Genomic DNA, 24,387 nt, shown 5'->3' with positions numbered 1-24,387 from the left:
CGACTCGAGCGGCGCGTGGACCTTCGGGCTGGACCTCAACCGAGGCCGGCGGTGGCGGCGCCGACACTGGAGTCCTGGAAACCGATCTCCGCAAACTGATGGCTGATCTCGCGGCCGCAGCGGCACTCACGATCCCGGCGGCGGCGGAAGATGCCGAGTGGGAGGATGCCGCGGTGGAGGTCGTGGTCGAGGCCTGATCAGCAAACGCCTCGTCTATGCGCCCGACCACGGTGTCATTGCCTTCACCGTTCCTGGGATGGCAGCCTTCATCCAACGACAGGGTGTCGACTGATCCTGTGGGCCCGATCAGGAACCCTCAGCGCCGCGCCGAGGGCACCGCCGCGGGCTGGAACAGCCCCAGACCCAGCAGCAGGAAGCCCAGCTCAGCAGCTGCGCCGGCGAAGTAGACGGCCTGGAGCACGCTGAACGGGATGAACACCATCTGGACGAAGATCCAGATGAGTAACGCGAACGCGGCGATCGTCGTGATGATTCCGGCGGAGCGGGCGTTCCGGAGCAGAGCGATGAAAGCGACCACCTGCGTCCCGCCGACGACGACGGCGAGCATGAGGCCGGGGACGATATAAGAACTGAACGGACTGTTCCGGAGGAATTCAGCGGGCGGAACGATGGCCCCGGATGCTCCCGGGACGAGTGACCCGATGATGAGCGCGCCCCCGCCCGCGAGCGCGGTCACCGCGATCACACCTGACAGCGCGAGGAGCACGTTGCGCACCCAGCGAGCCATGTCTCAATACCTTTCCGGTTCGGATTCGCGACGGAAGTGGCGCCCGCTGATCGTGAGCGGGGTGATCCGCACGTACCGGTACTTGAGCGTCGGAATCCACGGCACCAGCGGCTGGCGGTCGGCCTCGTCGATCTCGGTCTGGCTCTCCAACTGCTCCGCCACGCCCTTCACGATGACGCTCCACGCCTCGTGCTCGGTGTAGCCGTCGATCTCGAAAGCGACATCGTGGTGGATCGTGAGCTCGAGCAGCTTCGTGCCAGGGGCGGTCCGGATCAGAAGAGTCCGACCATCGGAGTAGTAGTTGACGGGGAAGATGTCCGGGTCGCCTGCGACGGCCGTCGCGAGCCTTCCCAGCGAATTCGCCGACAGTTTCTCCCAGCATTCCTCTGCGGAGAGCTCGGCGACGTTAGCTGACGTGTTCATGGTGTTCCTCCTGCGGGTGTGTTCGTTCAGGTCTTGTCGACTCGCCGACATACGAGTGCACGATCATGGTCGGGCAGACCAGGTTCAGCAGAACGTCGTACGCGACGCTGCCGAGTCCGTCCGCCTTCTCGAAACCGGAGCGCCGGGAGCTTCCGACGACGAGCAGTTCCGCGGTGCGCGAGACGTCGTTGAGCGCGATTCCCGGCGCTCGCCGGATGATCCGGCTGCGCGTTGTGAGATGCGGGTGGAGCTCCCGCACACGGCTGACGGACTCGGCGAGCTGGTGGCGTGCGTGCGCATCCTGCTGCTCCTGCCAGCTGCGCCTGTCATCGTCATCGAGGTGTCTGGGGGCTGCGGCATCGAGTGCGCGGACCAGAGTGAGCTCGGAGTCTGTTGCGTCCGCTTCGTTCGCGGCGACGAGAAGCGCATTGCGACCGGCCGTGGTGTCGTCGATGCCGACGACGACTCCGCGACGCACCCGGACCGCGGACTCGGGGATGACGGCGATCGGCCCGGCCGCGAGGGAAGCGAGCTGCAGGCTGCGGGAACCGAACGCGCGACCGTAGTGGAACCCCGTCTTGTGGGTTCCGACGACGACGAGCGTGGTCTCGTTCGACAGCTGCGCGAGCTCCCACATCGGGCTTCCGAAGAGCAACTCGACGCGGAGGTCCATATCCGGCGCCAGCTCGAGCACCTGAAGAGCAGCAGCGTCGAGCAGTTCGGCAGACCCGCGGTTGGCCTCAGTGATGAGCTGCGATCCGATAGCACCCCATTCGTCATCCATGACGTGCACGAGTACCAGCCCCACTCCGTGTGTTCGCGCACGTTCGACGCTCCACCGGATCGCAGCTCGGCTCGGTACGGAGCCGTCGACTCCGACAATGATCTGTTCCATGGTCACCATTCCTCCCCCTCGAAATCCTGTGTGGTGACGACCGCTGAACTCTCGCCGGGTACGACGATGACGGGGCTGGTGATGTTCAGCAGGACGTCGTGGCTGACGGACCCGAGAACGTACGACGCAACGCGCCCACGCCCACGGCATCCGACGACGAGAAGTTCGGCGCCGAGCGCCCGATCGACCAGTGCGAGCGCCGGGTTCTCACGCGCCAGCTCTGTCGTGATCGTGACCTCCTCGGGGACGGTCACCGCCAGCTCGTCGATCGCATCGTCGAGGATGGCCTGAAGTTTGGCCTCGTAGGCGGGATCGGGCTGGAGGTCGGGTGTGACGTCGGATGCGAAGGGCGGCGGCACCCTCCATGCGTGTACCGCACGGACGGTCGTTCCGAGCCAGCACGCCTCGCGGACGGCGAGGGCGAGGGCGGAATGGGATTGCGGCGACTCGTCGATTCCGACGACGACGCCTCTGCGCGTCGCCCTCCCGGTGTCCGGGATGACGGCGACCGGGCACCGCGATCGGGCCGCGACGCTCAGGGGCAGGGTGCCGACTTTCGGACCGTCGTTGTCGGCCGACTTGTCCGTGCCGACGACGACGAGCTCTGCATCCGCGGATGCCTTGACGATCTGGCCGAGCGGACGCCCATCCACCCAGTCGCCGCGCACCTCGAGGCCAGGGTGGTCCTGCATGACGCGCCTGGTCGCTTCGTCGAGCACCCAGGAGGCGTTCTCGACCGGGTCGAACCCGGGGCCGTAGACAGCGCTCCCGAAGGCCAGATCGACGACGCAGAGGAGGCGCAACTCGCCTCCGCGATCGCTGACACGTCGAGCGGCCCAGTCGAGGGCCCGCTTCGATGCGATCGACCCGTCGACGCAGACGAGTGTCGTTCCGTTGCTCATGCGCGCCTCCTGTAACGGCCCATAAAGAGAGCATGCGCAGCGGACGAAGCGCGCCATAGTGCCGAAGGTCCCACGAGACGACCTGGGGTTTGAAACCGGGTGCTTTACGCGCGACGGGCACGCAAGTAGGCTCACCCACAGGTGGCCTGACCGCGCGGCGCGACGGGTGTGAGAGGTGGAGGTGATCCGCCAATGGTCGACGACGACGCCATCACTTTCCCCGATGCACCGCGCGCGGAACTCGATCGCGCGCTCTCGGAACTCGTCGACCGCGCCCGGGACGTTCTGCAGACACAGGGCAGACTGCGGGCACTGGTGAAAGCCAACCGGTCGGTCGTCTCCCATCTCGAGCTCCCGGTCGTTCTGCGCAGCATCGCTGAAGCGGCCGTCGAGCTGGTCGGCGCAGAGTACGGGGCACTCGGGGTCCTGTCCCCGAACGGCGGGCTCGAGCAGTTCATCCATGTCGGGATGGCGCCCGAGATCGTCGAGCGGATCGGTCACCTGCCGGAAGGACACGGCCTGCTCGGCGCCCTGATCGATGACCCGCGGCCGATCCGGCTCGAACGGATCGCCGACGATCCGCGCTCGGCGGGCTTCCCTGCCGAGCATCCCGCGATGGACGGCTTTCTCGGCGTTCCGATCCGCGTGCGTGACTCGGTCTACGGCAATCTCTACCTCACCAATCATGAGGGCGGCGGCTTCAGCCGGGACGACGAACAGCTCATCGGCGCGCTCGCGGCGACCGCCGGGTTCGCGATCGACAACGCGCGCCTCTTCGCCGAGACGGAATCCCGTCGAGCGTGGAGTGCAGCCGGATCCGAGGTCAGCGCGGCCCTGCTCAGCGGCGAGGCCGAGGATGCGCTGGGCGAGCTGGTCGCCTGGGTCGCGCGCCTGTCCCGCGCTGCGCTGGCGTGCGTGCTGACGAAAGAACCGACATCGGACATCGTGCTCGTGCGTGCGGCGTTTGGCGACCGTGCGGGTGAATTGAGCGGAACCACACGGCCCCTTTCCGGCGAGATGCTGACCGGAGCGTTCGAAAGCGGTGGTCCCCGCATCGTCGAGGTGCTGGACGGTGAGACTCTCGCGCCCGACGAATCGGCGTGGGGATCCGCCCTGATCGTGCCGTTCCGGATCGATCAGGATACGTCTTCGCTGCTGGTCGTCCTCCGCGGCGCCGGCGATCCCGCTTTCATTCCGTTCGACCTGGAACGCGTCGCCGACCTCGCGGCCCAGGCCGGTATCGCGATCGAGCTGGCGGCCGCGCGCGCGGACAGGCAGCGGATGCTCCTGCTCGAGGACCGCACCAGGATCGCGCGCGACCTGCACGACCACGTGATCCAGCAGCTCTTCGCGACCGGTCTCGAACTGCAGAGCATCGGAGCGGCCGTCCCCTCCCCAGCGATCGCGGAGCGGCTCGATCGAAGCGTGACCTCGATCGATACGGCGATCGCGCAGATCCGAACCATCATCTTCGCCCTCTCACGTCAGAACGCCGACGCAAGCAGCGTGCGGAACCGCATCCTCGACCTCGCGGACGAGATCGCACCCGGACTGACGCGTCCCGCAGCACTCAGCTTCGCCGGACCTGTCGATCTCGTGGTCGTCGACGATCTGGCCGAAGACGTCAGCGCGGTCGTCCGGGAAGGACTGACGAACGCCGCACGCCACGCCCACGCTGCGCACGTGTCGGTCAATCTGGAGGTCGACGACGCAACCGTGACGCTCCGGATTCAGGATGACGGGGTCGGGCTCGGAGGCAGCACCCGGCGCAGCGGCCTCAAGAACGGGCTCGAGCGCGCGACGAGACGAGGAGGGACGATGACCATCGAGGCCGCCGACCCGGGGACCCGGCTGGTCTGGTGGGTGCCGATCTCCACGCTGGACGCATCGTGACGGCCGATCCGATCCGGGTGTTCCTGGTCGACGATCACGAGATCGTGCGGCGGGGGATCGCCGACCTGCTCGACGCCGAAGCCGACCTCGAGGTGGTGGGCGAAGCCGGCACTGCCGCGCAGGCGCGCGCACGCATCGCCGCAACGAGACCGGATGTCGCGGTCCTCGACGTGCGGCTGCCCGACGGCAGCGGCATCGACGTCTGCCGGGAGGTCCGGAGCACCCAGCCGGCTGTCCGATGCCTGATCCTCACGGCGTACGATGACGACGACGCTCTGCGTGCGGCAGTCATCGCCGGTGCATCCGGCTACGTCCTCAAAGACATCCGGGGCAGCAGGCTCATCGACTCCATCCGCCTTGCGCACGCGGGCAAGAACCTCATCGACCCCGCGATCTCGCAGCGCGTGGTGAGTCGCCTGAAGAGCGCGGACGCGGCCGATCCGCTGCTCGACGGGCTCAGCCTGCGCGAACGCCAGATCCTCGCACTGATCGCAGACGGGCTGACTAACCGGCAGATCGGTGAGCGTCTGACCCTCGCGGAGAAGACCGTCAAGAACTACGTCTCGTCGCTGCTCAGCAAGCTCGGTCTTGAGCACAGGACGCAGGCCGCGATCCTTCATGTCGAACACCGGAGCGCCGCTTCGCAGCCGTAGGACTTAAGGCACTACGGCAGGGGAGGGCGGCCCGCCACTCTGGAAGTGGCGGACAGCCGCCCAACCTCCTGGAGGCCCTAGTGACCGAGCACATCATCGTCGCCGTCGACGGCGACTCTTCGCACCGAGCGCCGATCCGCTGGGCTCTCGACAGGGCCCGTCTGACGGGTGCATCCGTCGAGTTGTTCCTCGTCATCGGGCGGTCATGGGCCGACCACGATGAAGCACCGGAACCGCGACTCGTCGAAGCGGCGGATCGCATCCTCAGCGCCAGCCGTACGTACGCGCAGCATCACGCATCCGGCGTGCACGTGACGGGCGGCTGGGCCTTCGGAAAGGTCGCGGCCGGCCTGCGGGATGCGGCGGCCCGCGCCGACATCCTCGTCATCGGCATGCAGCGCCGGAACGCGATCGAGTCGAGCTTCACCGGTTCTCTCGCCGTGCGGGCAGCGGCGATCGCACCGTGCACCGTCGTGGTCGTTCCGCACGGCTGGACACCCACGGGCAGCGGCGTCGTCGTCGGCGTCGACGGCACACCCCCCGCCGAGATCGCGCTCGACTTCGCCGCGCGCGAGGCGATCCTGCACGGCGATGCGCTCACTGTCGTCGCGGGCGGCTATTCGGCGAACCCGCTTCTCACCGGTCTCGTCCCTGAGCGGACGATCGACCACCATCGGGAGCGCGCCCTCGAAAAGGCGACCGCGAAGGTGCACGCCATGCGGCCGGCACCACCGGTATCCAGCCGCGAGCTCGAAGCGGCTCCGGCAGCAGCACTCGTCCGGGCCGCGCGGGGCAGCCGCCTGCTCGTCGTCGGCAGCCGGTCGCGGGGCGCGGCCGAACGCGCGCTGATGGGCTCGGTCGCGCACGACGTTCTCCTCAACCTGGAAACACCCGTCGCCGTGGCACGGCAGCACGAGAAGGAGATGATCGGACATGAGTGAACGCATCGTCGTCGCCTGGGACGGAACCGAGCCCGCGACCGCGGCCCTCGACTGGGCTATCGCACGCGAGTCCGACGGCGTGGGCACGATCGACCTCGTTCACGTGGTCGACGACACCAAAGTGTCCTCGGACTATCTTGCGACCGAACGGTTGCTGGCCCGCTCGCACGAAGCGGTCGACGCCGAGGCCATGCGCATCCACCGCGAGACGCCGGGCGTTTCGCTGAACACCCACATCATGCGCGGCGACCCGTACGACGAACTGCTCGAGTTCACCCGGTCCGACTCGATCCTCGTCGTCGGAACCGCTTTGCGTCGCGGGATGCACACGAAGTACGGATGGTCGCTCGGGGCCAGGCTTGCTTCGGCGGCGAACGGGCCGGTGCTGATCATTCCAGTCGATGCTTCGCGGCGTCAGCGGGCGGAGGTCGTCGTCGGCATCGACGGATCGCACACCGGCAATCTCGCGCTCGGTTTCGCAGCGCGTGAAGCATCCCGACGCGGCGAGACCCTGCACGTCGTGCACGCCTGGACGGAACCGCTCGCCTGGCAGTCGGGGGCCGTACCCGACGAAGATCTCGTCGACTCGCTCGAAGCCGCCCATCGCGACGTTCTCGACCAAGCGCTCGATATCGTCGCGACGACCTGTCCCGGGGTGAACGTCAAGGCCCATCTGCTGCGAGAGGATGCCGCCCTGGCTTTGCTCCGGCTCGCGTCTTCCGCGGCGATGCTGGTCGTCGGGACCCACCAGCGGCGTGGGTTGTCGCGCGTCTGGATGGGGTCGGTCAGTCACACGGTCATCCTCGACATCGTCTGTCCCACAGCCGTGATCGCACCGGAGGTGAAGCAGCCATGACCGCCACCCTGCTCAAAGATTCCGTGGCGCTCGTGCTCGAACGCGACGTTCCCGTCCGCATGGCCTGGAAGGGCGAGCGGTTCTACATCGACGGCGCTCCCGAACCGCTCGGACGCACCGTTCCCACCGGAAAGGGCGCCGCACCTCATCCGTCGCTGGTGACCGGATGGCGGTTCCGCGCGACGACGCCGGCCGGTGAGTCGCACAGTTTCGATGTCGTCTCGACGGGGATGGCGCGCTGGAAGCTGCGCGCAGTCCGCGATTAGCCGTTCGTCTGGAGGAAGTCATGAAGATCCTGATCGTCTACGAATCGATGTTCGGCAACACGCGTCAGATCGCTGAGGCGATCGGCGAAGGCAGCCAGGACCTCGCCCTCGTGTCCGTCGTGAACATCAACGACCTCACCCCGGAGATCGTCGCGAACGCCGACGTGATCCTGGTCGGTGCGCCCACGCACGGGCACGGCCTCAGCCGTCCCGAAAGCCGTGCAGAGGCGGCGAAGCAAGCCGCGGATCCGGCTCGGAGCCTGACGCTGGAACCGGAGGCGACCGGAACCGGGATCCGGGAATGGCTCGCGGAGAAGCCGGCGGTCCCTGCATTCTTCGCCGCATTCGACACCCGCGCCGACATGCCCCGCATCCTCAGCGGCGCGGCCTCGGAGAAGATCGACCGCAAACTGCACAAGCTGGGCGCTCAGCGACTGGTCGACGCAGAGAGCTTCCTGATCAAGGGGACCCGGCTCGAACTGACGGAACAGGACAGGGCGACAGCATGGGGACAGCAGGTGGCGCAGGCAGCCGAGAAGAGGCTGGCGAAGACCGACACCGCCTGAGCCCGGTGCGACCCGCAGGACGTTCGACCCTAGAGCCGTGTTGCCGCAGGAGCGCACACTGGACGTATCCGAGTCGGAAAGGGCTTCTCATGCACAACACGAACAGCCATCACATGACGGTCAGCCCTGGTAGGAAGGCCGCTTTCGGTGCCGTGATGGCGTATTCGCTGGCCTGGAAGGCCGCCTCCCTCTGGCGCGCTGCGAAGGACGACAGCAAGCCGTGGTTCGCGACCCTGTTCCTCGTCAACTCGGCCGGCATCCTCGACGCGCTGTATCTCTTCAAGATCAGCCCCAGCAGGAAGAAGAGCGAGCAGCCCGAGATCATCGACGGCCGCCCGTACATCCAGCAGACCCACACCGAAGAGACCTGAGTCGTCGATGCAGGATTTTCCGGGTTCGCGGTGCGAAGCTGAAACGTGACCGCCGGAGACACGCGTACCGTCCAGCTCGGTGAAGCGGATGCGCTCCGCGACGCGGCCACGCGCCCGGCCGGCGATGTGCTCCGCGAGACCACGCCCGACGGAAGCGGTCTCACCTCGGCCGAAGCTGCAGACCGGCTCCGCACGATCGGCCCGAACGCCGTCCGCGGGCATCGTGCGCGTCCGTGGCTCGTGCTCGGTCGGCAGTTGAAGAGCCCCATCCTGCTTCTGCTCTTCGTCACCGCTCTCGTTTCCGCCTTTCTCGGCGACTCGACCAACTCGGTGATCATCGCGGTCATCCTGGTGGTGAGCGTTGGACTCGGCTTCGTGAACGAGTTCCGGGCGGAGCGCGCGGCCGACGCCCTGCACGATCAGATCAGGTACAAGGCGATCGTCGTCCGCGACGGGACACCGCGCGCGGTGGACGTCGTCGACCTCGTTCCCGGTGACGTCGTGACGCTCAGCGTGGGAACGGTCGTCCCGGCGGACCTGCGGCTGCTCAGCTGCGACGACCTCCAGTGCGACGAGAGCATCGTCACCGGGGAGTCGATGCCCGTCACGAAGGACCCGGCACCTGTTCCTGCGGGGACGGACCTGGGCGACCTCGCGTGCTGCGCGATGATGGGCACCGTGGTGCAGTCGGGCGGCGGAAACGGCGTCGTGATCGCAACGGGACCCCGCACCGTGTTCGGACGCATCGCGGTCGGGCTGGGCACCCAGCAGCCCCAGACCGAGTTCCAGCGCGGGCTCGGCCGATTCTCGGTTCTCTTGCTCGAAGTGGCGATCGTGCTGACCTCGCTGATCTTCGTGGCCAACCTCCTGCTGCAGCGTCCCGTGATCGAATCCCTGCTCTTCTCGCTCGCGATCGCCGTCGGGATCACGCCGCAGCTGCTTCCCGCTGTGGTGAGCACGAGCCTTGCGACCGGTTCGCGTTCGCTCGCCAAGCGCAAAGTGCTCGTCAAGCGGCTCGTCTGCATCGAGGACCTGGGGGATATGGACCTGCTGGTCACCGACAAGACGGGGACGCTCACCGAGGGCCGGATCAGCTTCAGTGCGGCGATCCCGGTCGACGGCTCTCAGGGTGCCACCGAGGTGCTGCTCCTCGGCCTGCTCGCGACCGAGGCCGACTACTCGAAACCGGCCCCGTCGACCGTCGGGTTGAACGCGCTCGACGCCGCGCTCTGGGACAGCCCAGAGGCCGCCGCGTTCGACCCTCGTCGCCGGCAGCGGATCGCGCTGCTGCCGTTCGATCACGAGCGCCGCATGACGAGCGCGCTCGTCGCGGGTGCCGACGGGGTGACGACGCTGATCACGAAGGGCTCACCGGAGGACGTGATGGCGCGGTGCGCGAACGTCCCGGCAGACGCCCACGCCGTCCTCGACGCCCAGTACCGGGCCGGCGCACGCGTCGTAGCCGTGGCGACCAGGGATGCGCGTGAGCTCACCCGCGTCCGACCCGCTGACGAGACCGGCCTCGAGCTCGTCGGGTTCCTCACCTTCCTCGACCGTCCGAAATCGGATGCCCGCGCATCCCTCGACCAGCTTGCAGCGCTCGGCATCGCCGTCAAGGTGGCCACCGGCGACAGCGCGGTCGTCGCCGAGAAGGTGTGCGCTGAGCTGGGGATGGCCTCCGGCGGGACACTGACCGGCGACGCGATCGATGCCCTCGACGACGAAGGGCTCACTGAAGCGGCGCAGAAGGCCACGATCTTCGCGCGGGTGTCGCCGGAGCAGAAAGCGCGCATCATCGCCCTTCTGCGCAGACGCGGTCGCGCTGTCGCGTTCCTCGGCGACGGGGTCAACGACGCGCTGGCCCTGCATCGCGCCGACATCGGCATCTCTGTCGACACCGCGGCCGACGTCGCCAAGGACGCCGCCGACGTGCTGCTGCTCGACAAGGACCTCAGCGTGCTCGCCAACGGCGTCATGGAAGGGCGGCGGATCTTCGCCAACACGATCAAGTACGTGCTGATGGGCACCTCGAGCAACTTCGGCAACATGTTCAGCGCGTCCGTGGCGTCGGTCGTCCTGCCGTTCCTGCCCATGCTGCCGGGGCAGATCCTCCTCAACAACCTTCTCTACGACACCGGCCAGCTGGCCATCCCGACCGACCGCGTCGACCCCGAGCAGTTGCGGGCTCCTTCGCACTGGGACATCGCGTTCATCCGCCGCTTCATGCTCACCTTCGGGCCGATCAGCTCCGTGTTCGACTTCGCCACCTTCGCGCTGATGATCTTCGTGTTCAACGCAGCGCCCGCCGAGTTCCGGTCGGGGTGGTTCATCGAGTCGATCGCGACGCAGACGCTGATCATCTTCGCCATCCGCACCAGGCGCGTTCCGTTCTTCCGGAGTCGCCCTTCGGTCGCGCTCGCCGTGGCATCGCTCGCGGTGGTCGCGGTGGGCGCGTGGCTTCCGTACTCCCCGCTCGCCGGTGTCCTCGGGTTCTCGCCGATCCCACTGCCGTTCTTCCTGGCACTGGTCGGGATGATCTTGGCGTACCTCGTGCTCGTCGAGGTGGCGAAGGTGTGGTTCTTCTCGCGCGCGGCGCAGAAGCCCGTCCCGGCTCCTGAGCGCCGCCGCGGGTATCCGCACCGAGTGAGGCGCCGGGCCTCCCGCTTCACCGCGCGGTCGCCGCGAGCGGTCAGGCTCCGGTCGGGACCTCGAAGTTGAAGACCGACGTGTCGAAGGCGTTGTAGCCCTCGTAGTCGAGCAGTTCGTACAGCCGCGCCCGCGTCTGCATCCCCGCCACCTCGGACTTCAGCGACCCTTCGCGCTGGATCGTCTCGAGCCCCCGTTCGGCCGCTCCCATCGCGATGCGCAGCAATGAGACCGGGTAGATCACGATGTTGATCCCGACCCCCGCGAGCTGCTCCGTGGTGAACAACTCGCTCTTGCCGAACTCAGTCATGTTGGCGAGCACGGGCACGTCGACCGCGGCCCGGATTGCCTCGAACTCGGCCAGGTCGGCCATCGCTTCGGGGAAGATCGCGTCCGCACCGGCGTCGACCAGCGCCTTGGCGCGGTCGATCGCCGCCTGCAGCCCCTCGATCGCCCTGATGTCCGTGCGGGCCATGATGAGCAGGTTCGGGTCGCGCCGTGCACCCACTGCCGCCCGGATGCGCTTGGTCGACGTGGCGAGGTCGACCACGGCCTTGCCGTCCAGGTGGCCGCAGCGCTTCGGGTTCACCTGGTCTTCGATGTGGAGGCCGGCGACGCCCGCGTCTTCGAGCGCCTGCACTGTGCGGGCGACGTTCATCGGCTCGCCGAATCCGGTGTCGGCGTCGATGAGTGTGGGCAGGTCGGTCATCCGGCTGATCTGCTGCCCGCGACCGGCGACCTCGCTGAGCGTGGTCAGGCCGATGTCGGGCAGGCCCAGGTCGGCGGCGATGACGGCACCCGAGATGTAGGCGCCTTCGAAGCCTTTGTCCTGGATCAGCCGTGCGCTGAGCGGGTTGAACGCGCCGGGGAAGCGCAGCAGTCTTCCAGTGGCGAGGTCGGCCCGCAGCTTCGCGCGCTTGTCGGCGGGGGTGACAGAGGAGTAGAGCATCAGAACAGTCCCTTCGGGCCGGGCGTCAGCACGCCGGCCGTGGCGATGATGTTGAGGCCGTCGAGCTCGCCGGCTTTCAGCTCGGGCAGACGCTGGACGGTTTCGAGGAAGCGCTCGATCTCGGCGGGCTCGAGGACGGGCGCGGCGAGCATCCGGAATTTGCGGATGTAGTCGGCGCGGGCGAACGGATGCGCGCCGAGCGGATGCGCGTCGGCGACCGCGATCTCGTCGACGATCCGCGAACCGTCGGCGAGCTCGATCTCGACCCGGCCGCCGAAGGCCTTCTCGGCGGGGTCGTTGGAGTGGTAGCGGCGCGTCCACTCGGCGTCCTCCTCCGTGGTGACCTTGTGCCACAACTCGACGGTGTCGGGGCGGCCGGCGCGCTCAGGGGCATACGACTTCTGGTGATCCCATTCGCCGTCCTGGAGGGCGACGGTGAAGATGTAGGGGATCGAGTGGTCGAGCGTCTCGCGCGAAGCGGTCGGGTCGTACTTCTGCGGGTCGTTCGCGCCAGAACCGATCACGTAGTGGGTGTGGTGGCTGGTGTGGATGACGATCGACGTCACGTTGCGCGGGTCAGTGGCTTCCTGATGCTCGCTGTGCAGCTTGCGCGCCAGGTCGATCCAGGCCTGCGCCTGGTACTCCGCCGAGTGTTCCTTCGTGTAGGTGTCGAGGATGGCGCGCTTCGGCTCGCCCTTCTCGGGGAGCGGGACCTCGTAGCTCGCCGTCGGTCCGTCGAGCAGCCAGGCGATGACGCCATCCTCACCCTCGTAGATCGGCGTCGGGCTGGTCTGGCCGCGCATCGCCCGGTCGACCGCCTCGACCGCCATCTTCCCCGCGAACGCCGGGGCGTAGGCCTTCCAGGTGGAGATCTCGCCCTTGCGCGACTGGCGGGTCGCGGTCGTCGTATGCAGCGCCTGGCCGACCGCCTGGAAGATCGTCTCGGTGTCGAGGCCGAGCAGTGTGCCGATGCCCGCCGCCGCCGAGGGGCCGAGGTGAGCCACGTGGTCGATCTTGTGCTTGTGCAGGCTGATCGCTTTCACGAGGTCGACCTGGACCTCGTAGCCGGTCGCGATGCCGCGGATGAGCGCCTCGCCGGACGCGCCGGAGTGCTGGGCGACCGCGAGGATCGGGGGGATGTTGTCGCCCGGGTGCGAGTACTCGGCGGCGAGGAAGGTGTCGTGGTAGTCGAGCTCGCGAACGGCGACACCGTTCGCCCAGGCGGCCCATTCCGGACTGACGTGCTCGTCGATGCCGAAGACCGTCGAGCCGGGCGCGGCCGGGTGGGCTTCGGCCTGGGACCGGGCGGCGATGGCGGGCGCGCGCGTGATGGAGGCGGCGGCGACAGCGGCATTGTCGATGATGCGGTTGATGACCATCTCAGTCACCTCGGCGGTCACCTCGACCGGGTCGGTGGCGACCTCCGCGATCTTCCAGGCGAGCTGGTCCTCGCGGGCCAGGTTCTCTTCGCTCATGTGGACACGTACGGTGTGGTTCTTCACTTCTCTTCCTCTCTCACCGCGGTGAGTCGTTCAGCGGAGGCGAGCACGCTGTGCAGGCTCCGGTACAGGTGGACCTGGGTGGCGGATGCTGCGAGCTCGGCGTCGCCGTCGACGATCGCCTCCACGATGAGGAGGTGTTCCTCGGCCGCCGCGCGCAGCCGCGCCGGATCGTCGCGCGACACCCGGCGGATGCGCACGAGATGGGGGCGCAGATTGTGCAGGGTGGACACGAGATAGGGATTTCCCGTGGCGTCGTCGACGGCGTGGTCGAAGCGGGCGACCAGGTCGTAGTACCGCTCGTGGGCCGGGTCGCCGTCTTCGAGCAGTTCGGCGGCGGACCGGAACTCATCGCGGAGGCCGAGGAACACGTCGCGCTCGCGATTCCGTGCCGCGAGCCGGGCCGATTCCTGTTCGAGCACGCGGCGGAGCTCGAAGAGGTGCGTGATGCTCTCGACGGAGACGGTGGTGACGACCAGACCGCGACCGCGTTGGGCGGCGACCAGCCCATCCGCCCCGAGCCGCGCCAGCGCCTCACGGACGGGGGTCCGGGACACCCCGAGGCGCTCCGACTGTTCGACTTCCTGGAGCACGGTGCCGGGAGCGAGGCGCCATTCCATGATGTCCTCGCGTAGCGCCGTGTAGGCGCGGTCGCTCGCTTTCGTGGCCATCCGATCCTCTCGTGTATACACAGCCTACCTCAACGCGCCCGAATCGTGCCCAATTCTCCACCCATGTATACGCTGCTGTCAACGAGGCCATTGAGCCCGGGAAAAGTCCGCGCGATTCCGCCGAATCAGCGGACTTTTCCCGGACTCGACGGATCGCGCGGTCACGCCGACGGGCGACTGACAGAGAATGGGACCCATGCGCGCTTTCGTGATAACTGCGCCCGGCGAAGCCGGCGTCCACGACGTCGAACCACCGGCCGCAGCACCCGGTGAAGTCGTCGTCGACGTCGAGCGCGCAGGAGTCTGCGGCACCGACGTCGAGTTCTTCACCGGTCACATGCAATATCTCGAAGACGGCCACGCCTCGTACCCGGTGCGCATCGGGCACGAGTGGATGGGAACCGTCTCGGCCGTCGGCGACGGGGTCGACCCGGAGTGGGTCGGCGAGCGCGTCATGGGCGACACCATGCTCGGCTGCGGTGTCTGCCGCCGCTGTCTCGCCGGCTACCAGCACGTCTGCGAGTTCCGCGAAGAGGTCGGGATCCGCGGGGGTCGGGCGGGCGCGCTCGCAGAACAGCTCGCGGTCCCTGCGCGGTCGCTGCACCGGCTGCCGCCCGAGCTGGATGCGGCGCTCGGCGCGCTCGTCGAGCCCGGCGGCAACGCGCTGCGGGCTGTTCAGGGGGCGGATGTGCGGCCCGGCGACCGCGTCCTCGTGCTCGGTCCCGGCGCGATCGGGCTGCTCACCGGTATGTTCGCCCGTGCGGCCGGAGCGGAAGTCCACCTCCTCGGGCGCTCCGAGCGGTCGCTCGCCTTCGCGAGGACCCTCGGATTCGACGATGTCTGGACCGAGGAGACGCTGCCGTCGCTTCCCTTCGACGCGGTGATCGACGCATCCAACGCTCCTGCCCTTCCGGCGAAGGCGCTCGACCTGGTCGAGCCCGGGCGCCGCGTCGTCTACGTCGGGCTCGCCGGGAAGCCCAGCCTCGTCGACACGCGCACGATCGCGCTCAAGGACGTCACGGCCGTCGGGGTGCTGAGCGCCTCACCGGGGCTCGCGGGGACGATCGTCGAATATGCAGAAGGGCGCGTCGACCCGAGGCCACTGGTCGCCGCGACGGTCGGCCTGGACGGGGTCGCGGACGTCCTCGCAGGCAGGCGCCCGGCGGGGGCGGGGGCGGGACCTAAGATCCACGTGGATCCGCGCATCCCGAACCCGTGAGGCTCAGCCGCGAGACGAGACGAGCGGTGGGCGAGCGCGCACGGTCCGAACGACTGCCCGAACGGTGAGTGGAATGCCCACGATTGTCGGAAGGATCCAGAAGACCCACGACGGAAGAAGTTGCCACAGCGGCAGGTGGGGCCCGTTGTCGACGTAGAACGCGGTGAGCATCGCGACGTAGGAGAGCGCCATAGCCACGATGTGCGGGATGTCACCGGGCCGGTGCCGGCGTCGGAACAGGAATCCGTATGTTGCGGCCGCCGCTGCGACCGACCCGGCGATGACGAGCGGAAGGTCATCCGGCCAGCGGAAAGCGGCAAGCCCGCACGCCGTGACGAAGAGTGTGAGGACGGCCACGAAGTACGTGCGGCCGGCGATCGGGTGACGGCCCGCGCCCTTGCGGCTCAGCATGGCGATGAGGCCGGCGACGATGGCGACGAGCGCCGCCGCCACATGGACGGCGAGGATCGTGAAGAACACCGGGCCGGTGGAAGCGACGTCGAGTCCCAGGAAGGGCTTGTCAACGAACACCGCGGCGGCTCTCAGACCGTGGCGAAGAACGACGTGACGGTGTCGAGCGCGCCCGGCGCGATGCGGAAGTAGGCCCAGGTGCCTCGCTTGGACCGCGTCACGAAACCTGCCTGGGTGAGGATCTTGAGGTGGTGCGAGACCGTGGGCTGCGAAAGGCCGAGCGGCTCAGTGAGGTCGCAGACGCACGCCTCGCCATCCTCGTGCGCGGCGATCATCGAGAGCAGACGGAGACGGGACGGGTCGGCCAGCGCCTTGAGCCCGCGGGCCAGCGATGCCGCATTCTCGCCGCTGATCACGTCGCGGGTGATCGGCGCACAGCACGCCTGCAAGTCGCGCAGTGGCAGGAGTTCGGTCGTCGTCATACCGAGAGTCTGATCCATATATTGACAAGCGTCAATATTTAACGAGATGCTTCACAACATCGACACTTATCGATGAAGGAGGTTGAATATGAGTGGATGCTGCGACACCGCAGAATGCCAGCCCCTGCCGGACGGGTCCTGCCCGCCGGACTGCTGCTGAACGCCAGGGCTGCCGTCGAACGGCGGCAGCCCGCTCCCTATCCCGAACATCCCGACCCGACGCTGGAGGATCCTGTGACCACCCCGACCGTTCTCTTCGTGTGCGTGCACAACGCCGGCCGATCCCAGATGGCGGCCGGCTACCTGCGTCACCTGGCCGGCGATCGCGTCCGCGTTCTCTCCGGCGGGTCGGAACCCGGCGACCAGCTCAATCCTGTCGCGGTCGCCGCGATGGCCGAGGAGGGGATCGACATCTCGGATCAGGTGCCCTCCATCCTCGAAACCGAGCAGGTGCGCGCATCCGATGTCGTCATCACGATGGGCTGCGGCGACGCGTGCCCGATCTTCCCGGGCAAGCGCTACGAAGACTGGGAGCTCGAAGACCCGGCCGGCAAAGACATCGCCACGGTGCGGAGCATCCGCGACGATATCCGCGGTCGCGTCTCGGAGCTGATCGCCTCGCTGCCCGCCTGACCCGGCCGGGGCCCCGGAGCGCTGCCGGCTACGGCGGGTTCGGATGCCCGACCCGTCGCACAGCGTTCGACCACAGCCATACGTACTCGGCGAACCGCTCGCCCTCCGGGACATAGCGGATGAGCACTGCACCGCCCGGCGTCCACGCGATCGCTTCCGCATCGATCTCGACGACGTCGTCGTAGAGGACACGCATCGGCACGAGCGCGCGGACCGGCACCGGCCTCGGCTCGTCGCGTCTTCGGCCCGTGGTGCGCACCAGCCCATCGGGGAGGGTCACCGGATGCGGCTTGCGCCGGCGGGCCCGCGCCTCGTCCTCTAGTTTCGGCGTGTAGACGTCGTACCGCTTGTTCGTTCCCATCACGCGCCACCCGGACGTGCTGCTGCGACCGCTGCCGTCACCGGTAGCTGGCGATGAGTTCCCAACGCCCGTCTCCGAGCTGGCGGACGTCGAACATCCGCACCTCGCCGTCGGCGACCGAGGCGCCCTGGAAGCGCCAGCCGACCACCTGGAGCAGAGGATGGGTGAGCGCATCGTGGATCGCGGGGTTCGTCAGCGGAGTCGGCGTATCGGTGACGATGTAGCGATCTCCCCGCCAGACGACCCGCGTGGGGCGGCCGTTCTCGGTCCAGACCGTGACGATGTCGGATGCGTGCGCGATGCTCATAGGGTCCTCCTGGCGGTTCGGGCTGATGGGTCTATTGCACCACACTTTCGAACATATGTTCGAAAGAATTCTGCGTCGAGCGCGCGTGCCTTGACGACCGAGCGGCAGTGGGTATTGGGTATGGACTATCGGCCACGCGGACCAGACGTCCCCACCCCGCCGACGAGGAGGTCCGACATGGCCAGGGAGAAGCTGGGACGCAAGGAGTACGAGGCCAGGATGGCCGAGCTGCAAGGCGAGCTGGTCTCCCTGCAGGAATGGGTGAAAGCGACCGGCGCCAAGATCTGCATCGTCTTCGAGGGCCGTGACACGGCGGGCAAGGGCGGCACGATCAAGCGGATCGTCGAGCGGGTCAGTCCGCGGGTCTTCCGGGTCGTGGCTCTTCCGACGCCGACAGACCGCGAGAAATCGCAGATGTACATGCAGCGGTACGTCCCGCACTTCCCGGCTGCGGGCGAGGTCGTGATCTTCGACCGGAGCTGGTACAACCGGGCCGGTGTCGAGCGCGTGCTCGGCTTCTGCAGGCCGAAGCAGACCAAGCAGTTCCTCCGGCAGGTCCCGGAGTTCGAGAAGGCGATGGTCGAGTCCGGAATCATCCTGATCAAATACTGGCTCGAGGTCAGCGAGGCGGAGCAGACGCGCAGGCTCGAGAGCCGCATCACCGATCCTCGCAAGACCTGGAAGCTGTCGCCGATCGACCTCGAGTCCTACAGCCGCTGGTACGACTACTCGCGGGCGCGTGATGCGATGTTCGAGGCGAGCGACACCGACTTCGCGCCCTGGTACATCGCCGACAACGAAGTCAAGAAGCGCGGCCGGCTCAACATCATCAGCCACCTGCTCGACACGATCCCGTACGAACCGCAGCCCGAGCTCGACATCGACCTGCCGAAGCGCCAGAAGCGCGGCGACTACCGGGAGCCCGAGCTGGACGTCCGACGCATCCCGACCCCGTACTGAACCGTCCCAGCGATGTGGAGGAAGTCATGAGCGACAGTTCCGCACCATCATCCGATCAGGCCGTGGCGTCGAGCGACGCATGGTACGCGCTCAGCCCCGAGGAGGTGGCGACCCGCCTCGACGTGGACCCGGCTCAGGGATTGAGCGCGGCCGATGCGCAGAAGCGGCTCCAGCAGTACGGGCCGAACGCACTCGCCGTGACGAAGGCCGAGCCGACCTGGCGCCGGTTCCTGAAGCACTACCGCGACTACATGCAGATCGTGCTCGTCGTCGCGGCCGCGGTCAGCCTGGTCATCCACGAGTACAAGACTGCTGTCGGCCTCTTCCTCCTCACCCTGTTCAACGCCTGGCTCGGCTATCACCAGGAGGGCAAGGCGGAGGCGGCCGCGGCATCGCTGACCAGCATGATGAAGGCCACCGCCAAAGTCCGTCGCGGCGGTGAGATCGTGGAACTCGACGTCGAGGAGATCGTGCCGGGCGACATCGTGGTCGTCGACGCGGGCGACCGGGTCCCCGCCGACGGGCGCATCATCCTCGCTGCGACCCTGCAGATCGAGGAGGGCGCGCTGACCGGTGAGAGCGTCGCGGTGGAGAAGGATGCGGTGACCATCGACAGCTCGGACGTCGCGATCGGCGACCGCCTCGACATGGCCTTCATGAACACGAATGTGACCCGCGGCCACGGCGAGATCCTGGTCACGACGACCGGCATGCGGTCCGAGGTCGGCCACATCGCCGGCCTCCTGTCCGAGCAGAAGGCGGAGAAGACCCCGCTGACGAAGCAGGTGGACCGCCTGACGATCTTCATCATCATCGCCGCGCTGTTCGCGTTCGTGGCGATCGTCGTGATGGGCCTCATCCAGGGAGAGTCGTTCACGGTTCTCTTCGGGATCGGTGTGGCGCTCGCCGTCGGCTCGATTCCGGATGCGCTGCCGGCCGTCCTCACGACCATCCTGTCGGTCGGTTCGGTCAACATGGCGAAGAAGAACGCCATCATCAAGGTGCTGCCCGCGGTCGAGACGCTGGGGTCGACGTCGGCGATCAACTCCGACAAGACCGGGACCCTGACGCTCAACCAGATGACGGTGCGCGAGGTGACGACCGTGCAGCACCATTACACGGTGACCGGCGAGGGCTACAGCTTCGACGGGCAGGTGCAGCTCACCGAGGGCGACGCCGAACGCGACCTCGACTATGTGATTTTCTCGTGCGCGCTGTGCAACGACTCCGACATCACCGACGGCCAGGTCATCGGCGACCCGACCGAGGGCGCGCTCTACGTGCTCGCCGAGAAGGGCGGTGTGGATGTGCGGGAGTTCCGCAACGCCTACCCGCGCGTCGCATCCGTTCCGTTCGACTCCGACTACAAGTTCATGGCCACCTTCCACAGGATGACAGGTGCCCGTGGCGAGCCCGTCATCCGCGCCTACGTCAAGGGAGCTCCGGATGTGCTCCTGAGCCGGTCGTCGACGGCGCGCATGTCCGCCGAGCGCAGCGATCCACTCACGGATGAATCCCGGGCGAAGGTGCTCGCCGAGAACGAGCGCATCGCCGGACAGGGTCGACGGGTGCTCGCCCTCGCCCAGCGCGAGTTCGATCCGGCGACGTTCGACCCGTCGGGCGACCTCATGGCGCTGATGCAGGACCTGGAGCTGACGGCCCTGATCGGGGAGGTCGACCCTCCGCGTGCCGAGGCGATGGCGGCGATTGTCGAAGCGCACCGGGCGGGCATCCGGGTGCGGATGATCACCGGCGACCACGCGATCACCGCCGCCGCGATCGCCGCCGAGCTCGGCATCGAAGGGCGGGCGGTGACCGGCGCCGAGTTCGCGGCGATGAGCGACGCGGAAGCGGACGCGGAGGTCGACGGGATCGGCGTGATCGCGCGTGTCGCACCCGAGCACAAGGTCCGGCTGGTCGAGGTGCTGAAGCGCAAGGGCAACGTGGTCGCGATGACCGGGGACGGCGTCAACGATGCGCCGGCGATCGCCGCCGCCGACATCGGGATCGCCATGGGCATCACCGGAACCGACGTCGCCAAGGGCGCCGCCAAGATGATCCTCGCCGACGACAACTTCGCGACCATCATCGCCGCAGTGAAGGAAGGGCGGCTGGTCTACGACAATCTGCAGAAGTTCATCCGCATCCAGGTCGCGAACCTGTACATGTTCATCCTGGCGTTCATCGGCTCGTCGCTCTTCGCGATCGCGGGCACTGCGCTGCTCAGCCCGGCGCAGGTGCTGTGGATCCACCTGGCGATCGTGGCGCCGATCGGGGCGGTCATGGGGCTCGACCAGGCGACTCCCGGCATCATGGATCGCAGGCCCCGTCCGTTCAACCAGCCGATCATCGTGCGCTCGATGATGATCCGCCTGATCGCCGACGGGCTGTTCATGGCGGCGGCGACGCTGATCATCGTGCAGATCGGGAAGACGACGTACGGGTCGCTGGAGCTCGGCCAGTCGATGGCGATGGTCGGTCTCGCGATCATGAACATCTTCGTCGCCCTGAACCTGCGGTACCCAGAGGAGAGCGCGTTCGGGCCGTCGACGTTCGCGAACCCGAAGCTGCTCTGGGCGTTCGCCTGGGCGATCATCGGTTCCATCCTGATCACCCAGACGAAGGCGCTGCAGGAGCTGTTCGCGACAGTGCCGCTCACCGCGACGCAGTGGGGGATCTGCATCGTGCCGGGCGTCGTGCTGCTGCTCCTCGGCGAACTGCTGAAGGTGATCCTCCGGGCGCGGCGCCGCCGGCTCGCGGCTGCGTAGTGGGCAGCGGCGCCGAGCGCGTCACTTCCGGTCGAGGGTGCGCGGCGTGCGGGTTACTCTCGACCGCAACAGGCACTCTCGGCAGGTAACGCGTGCTATTGACCGAAGGAGAACGCGATGGAAACGACACGGATCGAGCAGTGGTGGCCCGAGCTGGCGCCGTCGACGCAGGCCTGGCTCATCGAGAACAACGGCGACGTGCTACCGGACGAGGTCGTCGCCGAGATAACGGCGGCAGGCGGCGCAGCCGACCTTTCCGACGGCCAGCTGGCGGACGGCGCGGTCGACTGGATCGAGACCGTCGCCAACGAGGAGTAGCCCGAGCTGGGCCCCCACGGCGCTGAGCGCGTCACTTCCGGTCGAGCGTGCCCGGCGTGCGCGTCCCCCTCGACCGGAACGGGCACTCTCGGCGAGCGACGCGGGCCAGCCCGCCCGACCTACCGCGTGGTGAGCGTGTAGTGCCCGGATGCGCATCCCGTCACGCTCCAGCCGCCAGGGACCGCCGTCGTCTCGACATCCGTCATCCCGGTGGTCCGCACATCCGGCTTCGCAGCCCCCGGCACCCACACGTCGAGACCGCACGTGCGAGCGTCGGTGTGACCGGCGAGCAGGATGTTCGCACCCTGCCCCGCGAGCATCGAGAGCGCGCCCGGGGCCGTGCGGGGGTACGCGCGCGACAGGATCTGCAGAAGATCGGTGCGGGGTGCTGCGGCGCCGCCGGTCTTGCAGTCCTGCACCATGATCCCGTTCCCGGTCGGCCCGATACCGTTCTGCGGGTCGCCGCACGCCTGCTTCCACACCCAGTACGCGCTCCCGAGCTGGTTCGCGTCCTCGGCTTTCGCGTAGCGGGTGAGCCGCGCATCCACATCCGAGGTGTCGCCCCAGTACCCGTACTCGCCGGACCAGAGCGGCGCGTTGTATTCGTCGGCGACGCGCTTCGCGAGGGTGAACTGGCGCTCCAGGCTGACAATGGCAGGGATGCCGAGCGACCGGTCCATCGTGATCGATTCTGCGTACAGGTGGGGCGAGAACACGATGTTGCGGTCGCTGGTGAAACCGGGGGTAGGCCCGCTGTCGAAGCCGAGTCCTGACCAGAGGATGCTCGGCTCCACGAACACGATCTGCGGTGCCCCGGCCGCGCGGATCGCCGCGATCGCGTGGTCGTAGAACCTGCCGAGCAGGAAGGAGGTCGTGACGGGTGCCGTCTCACCGAAGCCCGGCTCGTTGAGAAGGTCGTAGCCGGCGACCGTCGGGTCGTCGCGGAACATCGAGGCGAGCTTCGCCCAGGTGGCGACGAGGGCTTTCTGGACGCCGTCGGTGTCGAAGTAGAAGTTCTCGAACGCGCGGTCGCCGGCGGGTGAGATGTCGCGGCCGGTGAACTGGCAGCGCGGTGCGCCATCCGTGAGCGTCGCCCAGGCGGGCGCACCGTCGTAGCCCCACATCGGGTCGGTGCCCGGGCGGCAGGACGCCCCGGCGGGCGTGGCCCCGTTGTACCAGCCGTCCTGGTGCATGTCGAGCACCACGTAGACGTCGTGCTTCTTCGCCCAGCCGACCGCCTCGGTGATCGTGTCGAGGTAGGTCTTGTCGTAGCTGCCGAGTTCCGGCTCCAGCGCCGACCACGACAGGTTGAGGCGCACCACGTTGAACCCCTGCGCCGCGATGCCGGCGAAGTCGTCCTCGGTCAGCGGCCTGGTCGCTGCGACGCCCGGTGTCGGCGCGTAGAAGTCGACGAGCTGGTTCACGTTCACGCCGCGCAGCAGTACCTGGTCGCCGTGGCCGTCGGCGATGACGTGCCCGTCGGCGCGGAGGAAGCCGGCGGGGATGGAGGTCGCCGAGCCCGCGGCGGCCGCAGATGCACCGGCGCCGGAGCCCGGGAGGGTGGCGCCGACGACCACTGCGATGAGAGCGATCACCGCGGCCGATGGACCCGCCAGCCGGGGGACGCGCACCCAGCGTCGTTCGCGGATCCGGTCGGCGACCAGTGCGCTTCCGCCGACGATCCATCCCGCGCAGGCGCCGAAGGCGAGCCCGTCGGCGACCGCGACGTATGCGGCCATCAGCGGCCACAGGTCGCCGCTGAGTCCTCCGTCGAGCGCGAACGCGACGACGGCCTGGAGGACGCCCACGACGCCGCCGGCGACGAGCGCCGCGAGCCAGCCGCCGAGAACGCCGGGGACCCGGGAGCGCATCCAGCGCAGGCAGAGCCCGGTCGCGACAGCGATCAGCAGAACGGCGACGAGCACCGAGACGGGGCCGCGGTCGAAGCGGGCGGCCGGGACACCGGGCGCGTACACCGCACCGGTCCACCAGACGCCGGCGAGCAGGGGAGCGAGGAGCGCGAAGATCCCGGCGGGGATCCAGAGGGACGCGGATCCGCCCGCCCGCCGCTTGCCGATCAGCGGCCAGAGCGATCCCGGTGCGAACGACTTCCGGGTCGTCGGCCCTCCGAACCAGCGGGCGAACGCCGAGACGATCAGCGCAGCCGGCACCGCTTTCGCGACCACATAGCCGGCAGCGGATGCGGCGGCAGGCAGGTTCCACGTCATCACGAAGCAGGATGCGGCCTGGGCGAGCAGCACCGCCAGCACGATGCCGGGGACGAGGGTCCAGAACCGGTCGCCTGCGCGGAGGGCGGTCCACCAGACGACCGCGAGCACGACCGGCAGGAACACCAGGTAGGGCGCGAACGGCCAGATTCCCGTTGTGAACCGGGGTTGCGCTCCGGACCAGCCGACTAGGGCGAGCAGACCCGTGGGGTCGGCGACCGCCTGGAGGATGACAAGGACGAGCATGGTGGACACCGCTACGGCGGGACGTCGGACCGACTTCATGACACTCCATCGTGACAAGTTCGCGGACGCCGGCTGCTGTGCCGGCCGCCCAAGGTGCTGGTTGATTGTACCTGCGATCGATCGATCGATCGGACCGCCGGACGATGCTACGCTGCTGTCACGCCGGCGGGGGCCA

25 protein-coding genes are annotated in these 24,387 nt (G+C 68.2%); 13 read left to right on the top strand and 12 right to left on the bottom strand.

Features of this window, described 5'->3' with window-relative positions; all coding sequences use genetic code 11:
* Positions 1–316: 316 nt before the first annotated feature.
* Genes ACV7NN_RS10980 through ACV7NN_RS10965 form a run of 4 tightly spaced genes read right to left on the bottom strand, consistent with a single transcriptional unit; the run spans position 317 to position 2,968 of the window.
* Positions 317–748, bottom strand: a complete 432-nt coding sequence (locus tag ACV7NN_RS10980; protein ID WP_463349616.1) for a hypothetical protein — start codon at positions 746–748, stop codon at positions 317–319.
* Between the two features lie 3 nt (positions 749–751).
* Positions 752–1,171 carry a pyridoxamine 5'-phosphate oxidase family protein gene (locus ACV7NN_RS10975; protein WP_463349615.1) on the bottom strand — a complete coding sequence of 140 codons (420 nt, stop codon included), beginning with the start codon at positions 1,169–1,171 and terminating at the stop codon, positions 752–754.
* Positions 1,155–2,066, bottom strand: a complete 912-nt coding sequence (locus ACV7NN_RS10970) for a universal stress protein (protein WP_463349614.1) — start codon at positions 2,064–2,066, stop codon at positions 1,155–1,157. The genes ACV7NN_RS10975 and ACV7NN_RS10970 overlap by 17 nt, the downstream gene beginning before the upstream one ends.
* A gap of 2 nt (positions 2,067–2,068) precedes the next feature.
* Positions 2,069–2,968 carry a universal stress protein gene (locus ACV7NN_RS10965; RefSeq protein ID WP_463349613.1) on the bottom strand — a complete coding sequence of 300 codons (900 nt, stop codon included), beginning with the start codon at positions 2,966–2,968 and terminating at the stop codon, positions 2,069–2,071.
* Between the two features lie 192 nt (positions 2,969–3,160).
* On the opposite strand from ACV7NN_RS10965, the gene ACV7NN_RS10960 reads away from it, so the two are divergent.
* The 8 genes from ACV7NN_RS10960 to mgtA all read left to right on the top strand — a co-directional run bounded on the left by ACV7NN_RS10960 (position 3,161) and on the right by mgtA (position 11,232).
* Positions 3,161–4,861: a GAF domain-containing sensor histidine kinase gene (locus ACV7NN_RS10960; protein ID WP_463349612.1), complete on the top strand. Its 1,701-nt coding sequence runs from the start codon at positions 3,161–3,163 to the stop codon at positions 4,859–4,861.
* Entirely contained in the window at positions 4,858–5,514 is a 657-nt protein-coding gene (locus tag ACV7NN_RS10955) for a response regulator (RefSeq protein WP_463349611.1), read from the top strand. Before ACV7NN_RS10960 ends, ACV7NN_RS10955 begins: the two co-directional genes overlap by 4 nt.
* An 80-nt stretch (positions 5,515–5,594) precedes the next feature.
* A complete protein-coding gene (locus tag ACV7NN_RS10950; RefSeq protein ID WP_463349610.1) occupies positions 5,595–6,455 on the top strand; it encodes a universal stress protein in 861 nt (286 codons plus the stop codon).
* Positions 6,448–7,311: a universal stress protein gene (locus tag ACV7NN_RS10945; RefSeq protein ID WP_463349609.1), complete on the top strand. Its 864-nt coding sequence runs from the start codon at positions 6,448–6,450 to the stop codon at positions 7,309–7,311. The genes ACV7NN_RS10950 and ACV7NN_RS10945 overlap by 8 nt, the downstream gene beginning before the upstream one ends.
* Complete coding sequence (locus ACV7NN_RS10940; protein ID WP_463349608.1) at positions 7,308–7,577, top strand: hypothetical protein; 270 nt, start codon at positions 7,308–7,310, stop codon at positions 7,575–7,577. The genes ACV7NN_RS10945 and ACV7NN_RS10940 overlap by 4 nt, the downstream gene beginning before the upstream one ends.
* 20 nt (positions 7,578–7,597) lie before the next feature.
* Positions 7,598–8,143 (top strand): flavodoxin family protein, encoded by a 546-nt coding sequence (locus tag ACV7NN_RS10935; protein ID WP_463349607.1) that lies wholly within the window; start codon positions 7,598–7,600, stop codon positions 8,141–8,143.
* A gap of 89 nt (positions 8,144–8,232) precedes the next feature.
* Positions 8,233–8,514 (top strand): DUF5652 family protein, encoded by a 282-nt coding sequence (locus ACV7NN_RS10930; RefSeq protein WP_463349606.1) that lies wholly within the window; start codon positions 8,233–8,235, stop codon positions 8,512–8,514.
* Between the two features lie 45 nt (positions 8,515–8,559).
* Positions 8,560–11,232, top strand: coding sequence for a magnesium-translocating P-type ATPase (gene mgtA, locus ACV7NN_RS10925; RefSeq protein WP_463349605.1), 2,673 nt, complete (start codon positions 8,560–8,562; stop codon positions 11,230–11,232).
* Here mgtA and prpB read toward each other — a convergent pair.
* From prpB to ACV7NN_RS10910, 3 genes are read right to left on the bottom strand one after another with little or no spacing between them, the layout of a single operon-like run.
* Positions 11,204–12,109 (bottom strand): methylisocitrate lyase, encoded by a 906-nt coding sequence (gene prpB / locus ACV7NN_RS10920; protein WP_463349604.1) that lies wholly within the window; start codon positions 12,107–12,109, stop codon positions 11,204–11,206. The two genes, mgtA and prpB, sit on opposite strands and share 29 nt — an antisense overlap.
* Entirely contained in the window at positions 12,109–13,584 is a 1,476-nt protein-coding gene (locus ACV7NN_RS10915; protein ID WP_463351278.1) for an MmgE/PrpD family protein, read from the bottom strand. The genes prpB and ACV7NN_RS10915 overlap by 1 nt, the downstream gene beginning before the upstream one ends.
* Before the next feature lie 23 nt (positions 13,585–13,607).
* Complete coding sequence (locus ACV7NN_RS10910; RefSeq protein ID WP_463349603.1) at positions 13,608–14,279, bottom strand: GntR family transcriptional regulator; 672 nt, start codon at positions 14,277–14,279, stop codon at positions 13,608–13,610.
* Positions 14,280–14,475: 196 nt separating this feature from the next.
* Here ACV7NN_RS10910 and ACV7NN_RS10905 point away from each other — a divergent pair, with 196 nt between their 5' ends.
* The gene (locus ACV7NN_RS10905; RefSeq protein WP_463349602.1) at positions 14,476–15,498 is read left to right on the top strand and encodes a zinc-dependent alcohol dehydrogenase; all 1,023 of its coding nucleotides are present in this window, start codon (positions 14,476–14,478) and stop codon (positions 15,496–15,498) included.
* A gap of 3 nt (positions 15,499–15,501) precedes the next feature.
* Here ACV7NN_RS10905 and ACV7NN_RS10900 read toward each other — a convergent pair whose 3' ends face one another.
* A complete protein-coding gene (locus tag ACV7NN_RS10900) occupies positions 15,502–16,029 on the bottom strand; it encodes a DUF2306 domain-containing protein (protein WP_463349601.1) in 528 nt (175 codons plus the stop codon).
* Between the two features lie 11 nt (positions 16,030–16,040).
* Complete coding sequence (locus ACV7NN_RS10895) at positions 16,041–16,391, bottom strand: ArsR/SmtB family transcription factor (protein WP_463349600.1); 351 nt, start codon at positions 16,389–16,391, stop codon at positions 16,041–16,043.
* Between the two features lie 222 nt (positions 16,392–16,613).
* Between ACV7NN_RS10895 and ACV7NN_RS10890 the strand changes: the two genes are divergently transcribed.
* A complete protein-coding gene (locus tag ACV7NN_RS10890; protein ID WP_463351277.1) occupies positions 16,614–17,024 on the top strand; it encodes an arsenate reductase ArsC in 411 nt (136 codons plus the stop codon).
* A gap of 28 nt (positions 17,025–17,052) precedes the next feature.
* Here ACV7NN_RS10890 and ACV7NN_RS10885 read toward each other — a convergent pair whose 3' ends face one another.
* Together ACV7NN_RS10885 and ACV7NN_RS10880 are read right to left on the bottom strand one after the other, a co-directional pair.
* Positions 17,053–17,385, bottom strand: coding sequence for a hypothetical protein (locus tag ACV7NN_RS10885; RefSeq protein ID WP_463349599.1), 333 nt, complete (start codon positions 17,383–17,385; stop codon positions 17,053–17,055).
* A 37-nt stretch (positions 17,386–17,422) separates the two neighbouring features.
* Positions 17,423–17,692, bottom strand: coding sequence for a hypothetical protein (locus ACV7NN_RS10880; RefSeq protein ID WP_463349598.1), 270 nt, complete (start codon positions 17,690–17,692; stop codon positions 17,423–17,425).
* A 177-nt stretch (positions 17,693–17,869) separates the two neighbouring features.
* Between ACV7NN_RS10880 and ppk2 the strand changes: the two genes are divergently transcribed.
* The 3 genes from ppk2 to ACV7NN_RS10865 all read left to right on the top strand — a co-directional run bounded on the left by ppk2 (position 17,870) and on the right by ACV7NN_RS10865 (position 21,738).
* Positions 17,870–18,652 carry a polyphosphate kinase 2 gene (gene ppk2, locus ACV7NN_RS10875; RefSeq protein ID WP_463349597.1) on the top strand — a complete coding sequence of 261 codons (783 nt, stop codon included), beginning with the start codon at positions 17,870–17,872 and terminating at the stop codon, positions 18,650–18,652.
* A gap of 26 nt (positions 18,653–18,678) precedes the next feature.
* Positions 18,679–21,420, top strand: a complete 2,742-nt coding sequence (locus tag ACV7NN_RS10870) for a cation-translocating P-type ATPase (protein WP_463349596.1) — start codon at positions 18,679–18,681, stop codon at positions 21,418–21,420.
* A gap of 117 nt (positions 21,421–21,537) precedes the next feature.
* Positions 21,538–21,738: a hypothetical protein gene (locus tag ACV7NN_RS10865; RefSeq protein WP_463349595.1), complete on the top strand. Its 201-nt coding sequence runs from the start codon at positions 21,538–21,540 to the stop codon at positions 21,736–21,738.
* A gap of 119 nt (positions 21,739–21,857) precedes the next feature.
* Here the strand turns inward: ACV7NN_RS10865 and ACV7NN_RS10860 are convergent, their stop codons facing one another.
* A complete protein-coding gene (locus tag ACV7NN_RS10860) occupies positions 21,858–24,251 on the bottom strand; it encodes a cellulase family glycosylhydrolase (RefSeq protein WP_463349594.1) in 2,394 nt (797 codons plus the stop codon).
* Positions 24,252–24,387 lie beyond the last annotated feature (136 nt).

The sequence above is a fragment of the Leifsonia sp. Ger2509 genome (genome assembly GCF_055231915.1).
This window is presented reverse-complemented; position numbering and strand designations above follow the sequence as displayed.

What these genes read in the sequence shown, in the direction of transcription:
- ACV7NN_RS10930 (WP_463349606.1), top strand. Translation starts at nt 8,233, where the DNA reads ATGCACAACACGAACAGCCATCACATGACGGTCAGCCCTGGTAGGAAG.
- ACV7NN_RS10860 (WP_463349594.1), bottom strand. Translation starts at nt 24,251, where the DNA reads ATGAAGTCGGTCCGACGTCCCGCCGTAGCGGTGTCCACCATGCTCGTC.
- ACV7NN_RS10905 (WP_463349602.1), top strand. Translation starts at nt 14,476, where the DNA reads ATGCGCGCTTTCGTGATAACTGCGCCCGGCGAAGCCGGCGTCCACGAC.
- ACV7NN_RS10895 (WP_463349600.1), bottom strand. Translation starts at nt 16,391, where the DNA reads ATGACGACGACCGAACTCCTGCCACTGCGCGACTTGCAGGCGTGCTGT.
- ACV7NN_RS10945 (WP_463349609.1), top strand. Translation starts at nt 6,448, where the DNA reads ATGAGTGAACGCATCGTCGTCGCCTGGGACGGAACCGAGCCCGCGACC.
- prpB (WP_463349604.1), bottom strand. Translation starts at nt 12,109, where the DNA reads ATGCTCTACTCCTCTGTCACCCCCGCCGACAAGCGCGCGAAGCTGCGG.
- ACV7NN_RS10910 (WP_463349603.1), bottom strand. Translation starts at nt 14,279, where the DNA reads ATGGCCACGAAAGCGAGCGACCGCGCCTACACGGCGCTACGCGAGGAC.
- ACV7NN_RS10980 (WP_463349616.1), bottom strand. Translation starts at nt 748, where the DNA reads ATGGCTCGCTGGGTGCGCAACGTGCTCCTCGCGCTGTCAGGTGTGATC.
- ACV7NN_RS10880 (WP_463349598.1), bottom strand. Translation starts at nt 17,692, where the DNA reads ATGAGCATCGCGCACGCATCCGACATCGTCACGGTCTGGACCGAGAAC.
- ACV7NN_RS10965 (WP_463349613.1), bottom strand. Translation starts at nt 2,968, where the DNA reads ATGAGCAACGGAACGACACTCGTCTGCGTCGACGGGTCGATCGCATCG.
- ACV7NN_RS10960 (WP_463349612.1), top strand. Translation starts at nt 3,161, where the DNA reads ATGGTCGACGACGACGCCATCACTTTCCCCGATGCACCGCGCGCGGAA.
- ACV7NN_RS10935 (WP_463349607.1), top strand. Translation starts at nt 7,598, where the DNA reads ATGAAGATCCTGATCGTCTACGAATCGATGTTCGGCAACACGCGTCAG.
- ppk2 (WP_463349597.1), top strand. Translation starts at nt 17,870, where the DNA reads ATGGCCAGGGAGAAGCTGGGACGCAAGGAGTACGAGGCCAGGATGGCC.
- ACV7NN_RS10915 (WP_463351278.1), bottom strand. Translation starts at nt 13,584, where the DNA reads ATGAGCGAAGAGAACCTGGCCCGCGAGGACCAGCTCGCCTGGAAGATC.
- ACV7NN_RS10865 (WP_463349595.1), top strand. Translation starts at nt 21,538, where the DNA reads ATGGAAACGACACGGATCGAGCAGTGGTGGCCCGAGCTGGCGCCGTCG.
- ACV7NN_RS10870 (WP_463349596.1), top strand. Translation starts at nt 18,679, where the DNA reads ATGAGCGACAGTTCCGCACCATCATCCGATCAGGCCGTGGCGTCGAGC.
- ACV7NN_RS10885 (WP_463349599.1), bottom strand. Translation starts at nt 17,385, where the DNA reads ATGGGAACGAACAAGCGGTACGACGTCTACACGCCGAAACTAGAGGAC.
- ACV7NN_RS10975 (WP_463349615.1), bottom strand. Translation starts at nt 1,171, where the DNA reads ATGAACACGTCAGCTAACGTCGCCGAGCTCTCCGCAGAGGAATGCTGG.
- ACV7NN_RS10940 (WP_463349608.1), top strand. Translation starts at nt 7,308, where the DNA reads ATGACCGCCACCCTGCTCAAAGATTCCGTGGCGCTCGTGCTCGAACGC.
- ACV7NN_RS10970 (WP_463349614.1), bottom strand. Translation starts at nt 2,066, where the DNA reads ATGGAACAGATCATTGTCGGAGTCGACGGCTCCGTACCGAGCCGAGCT.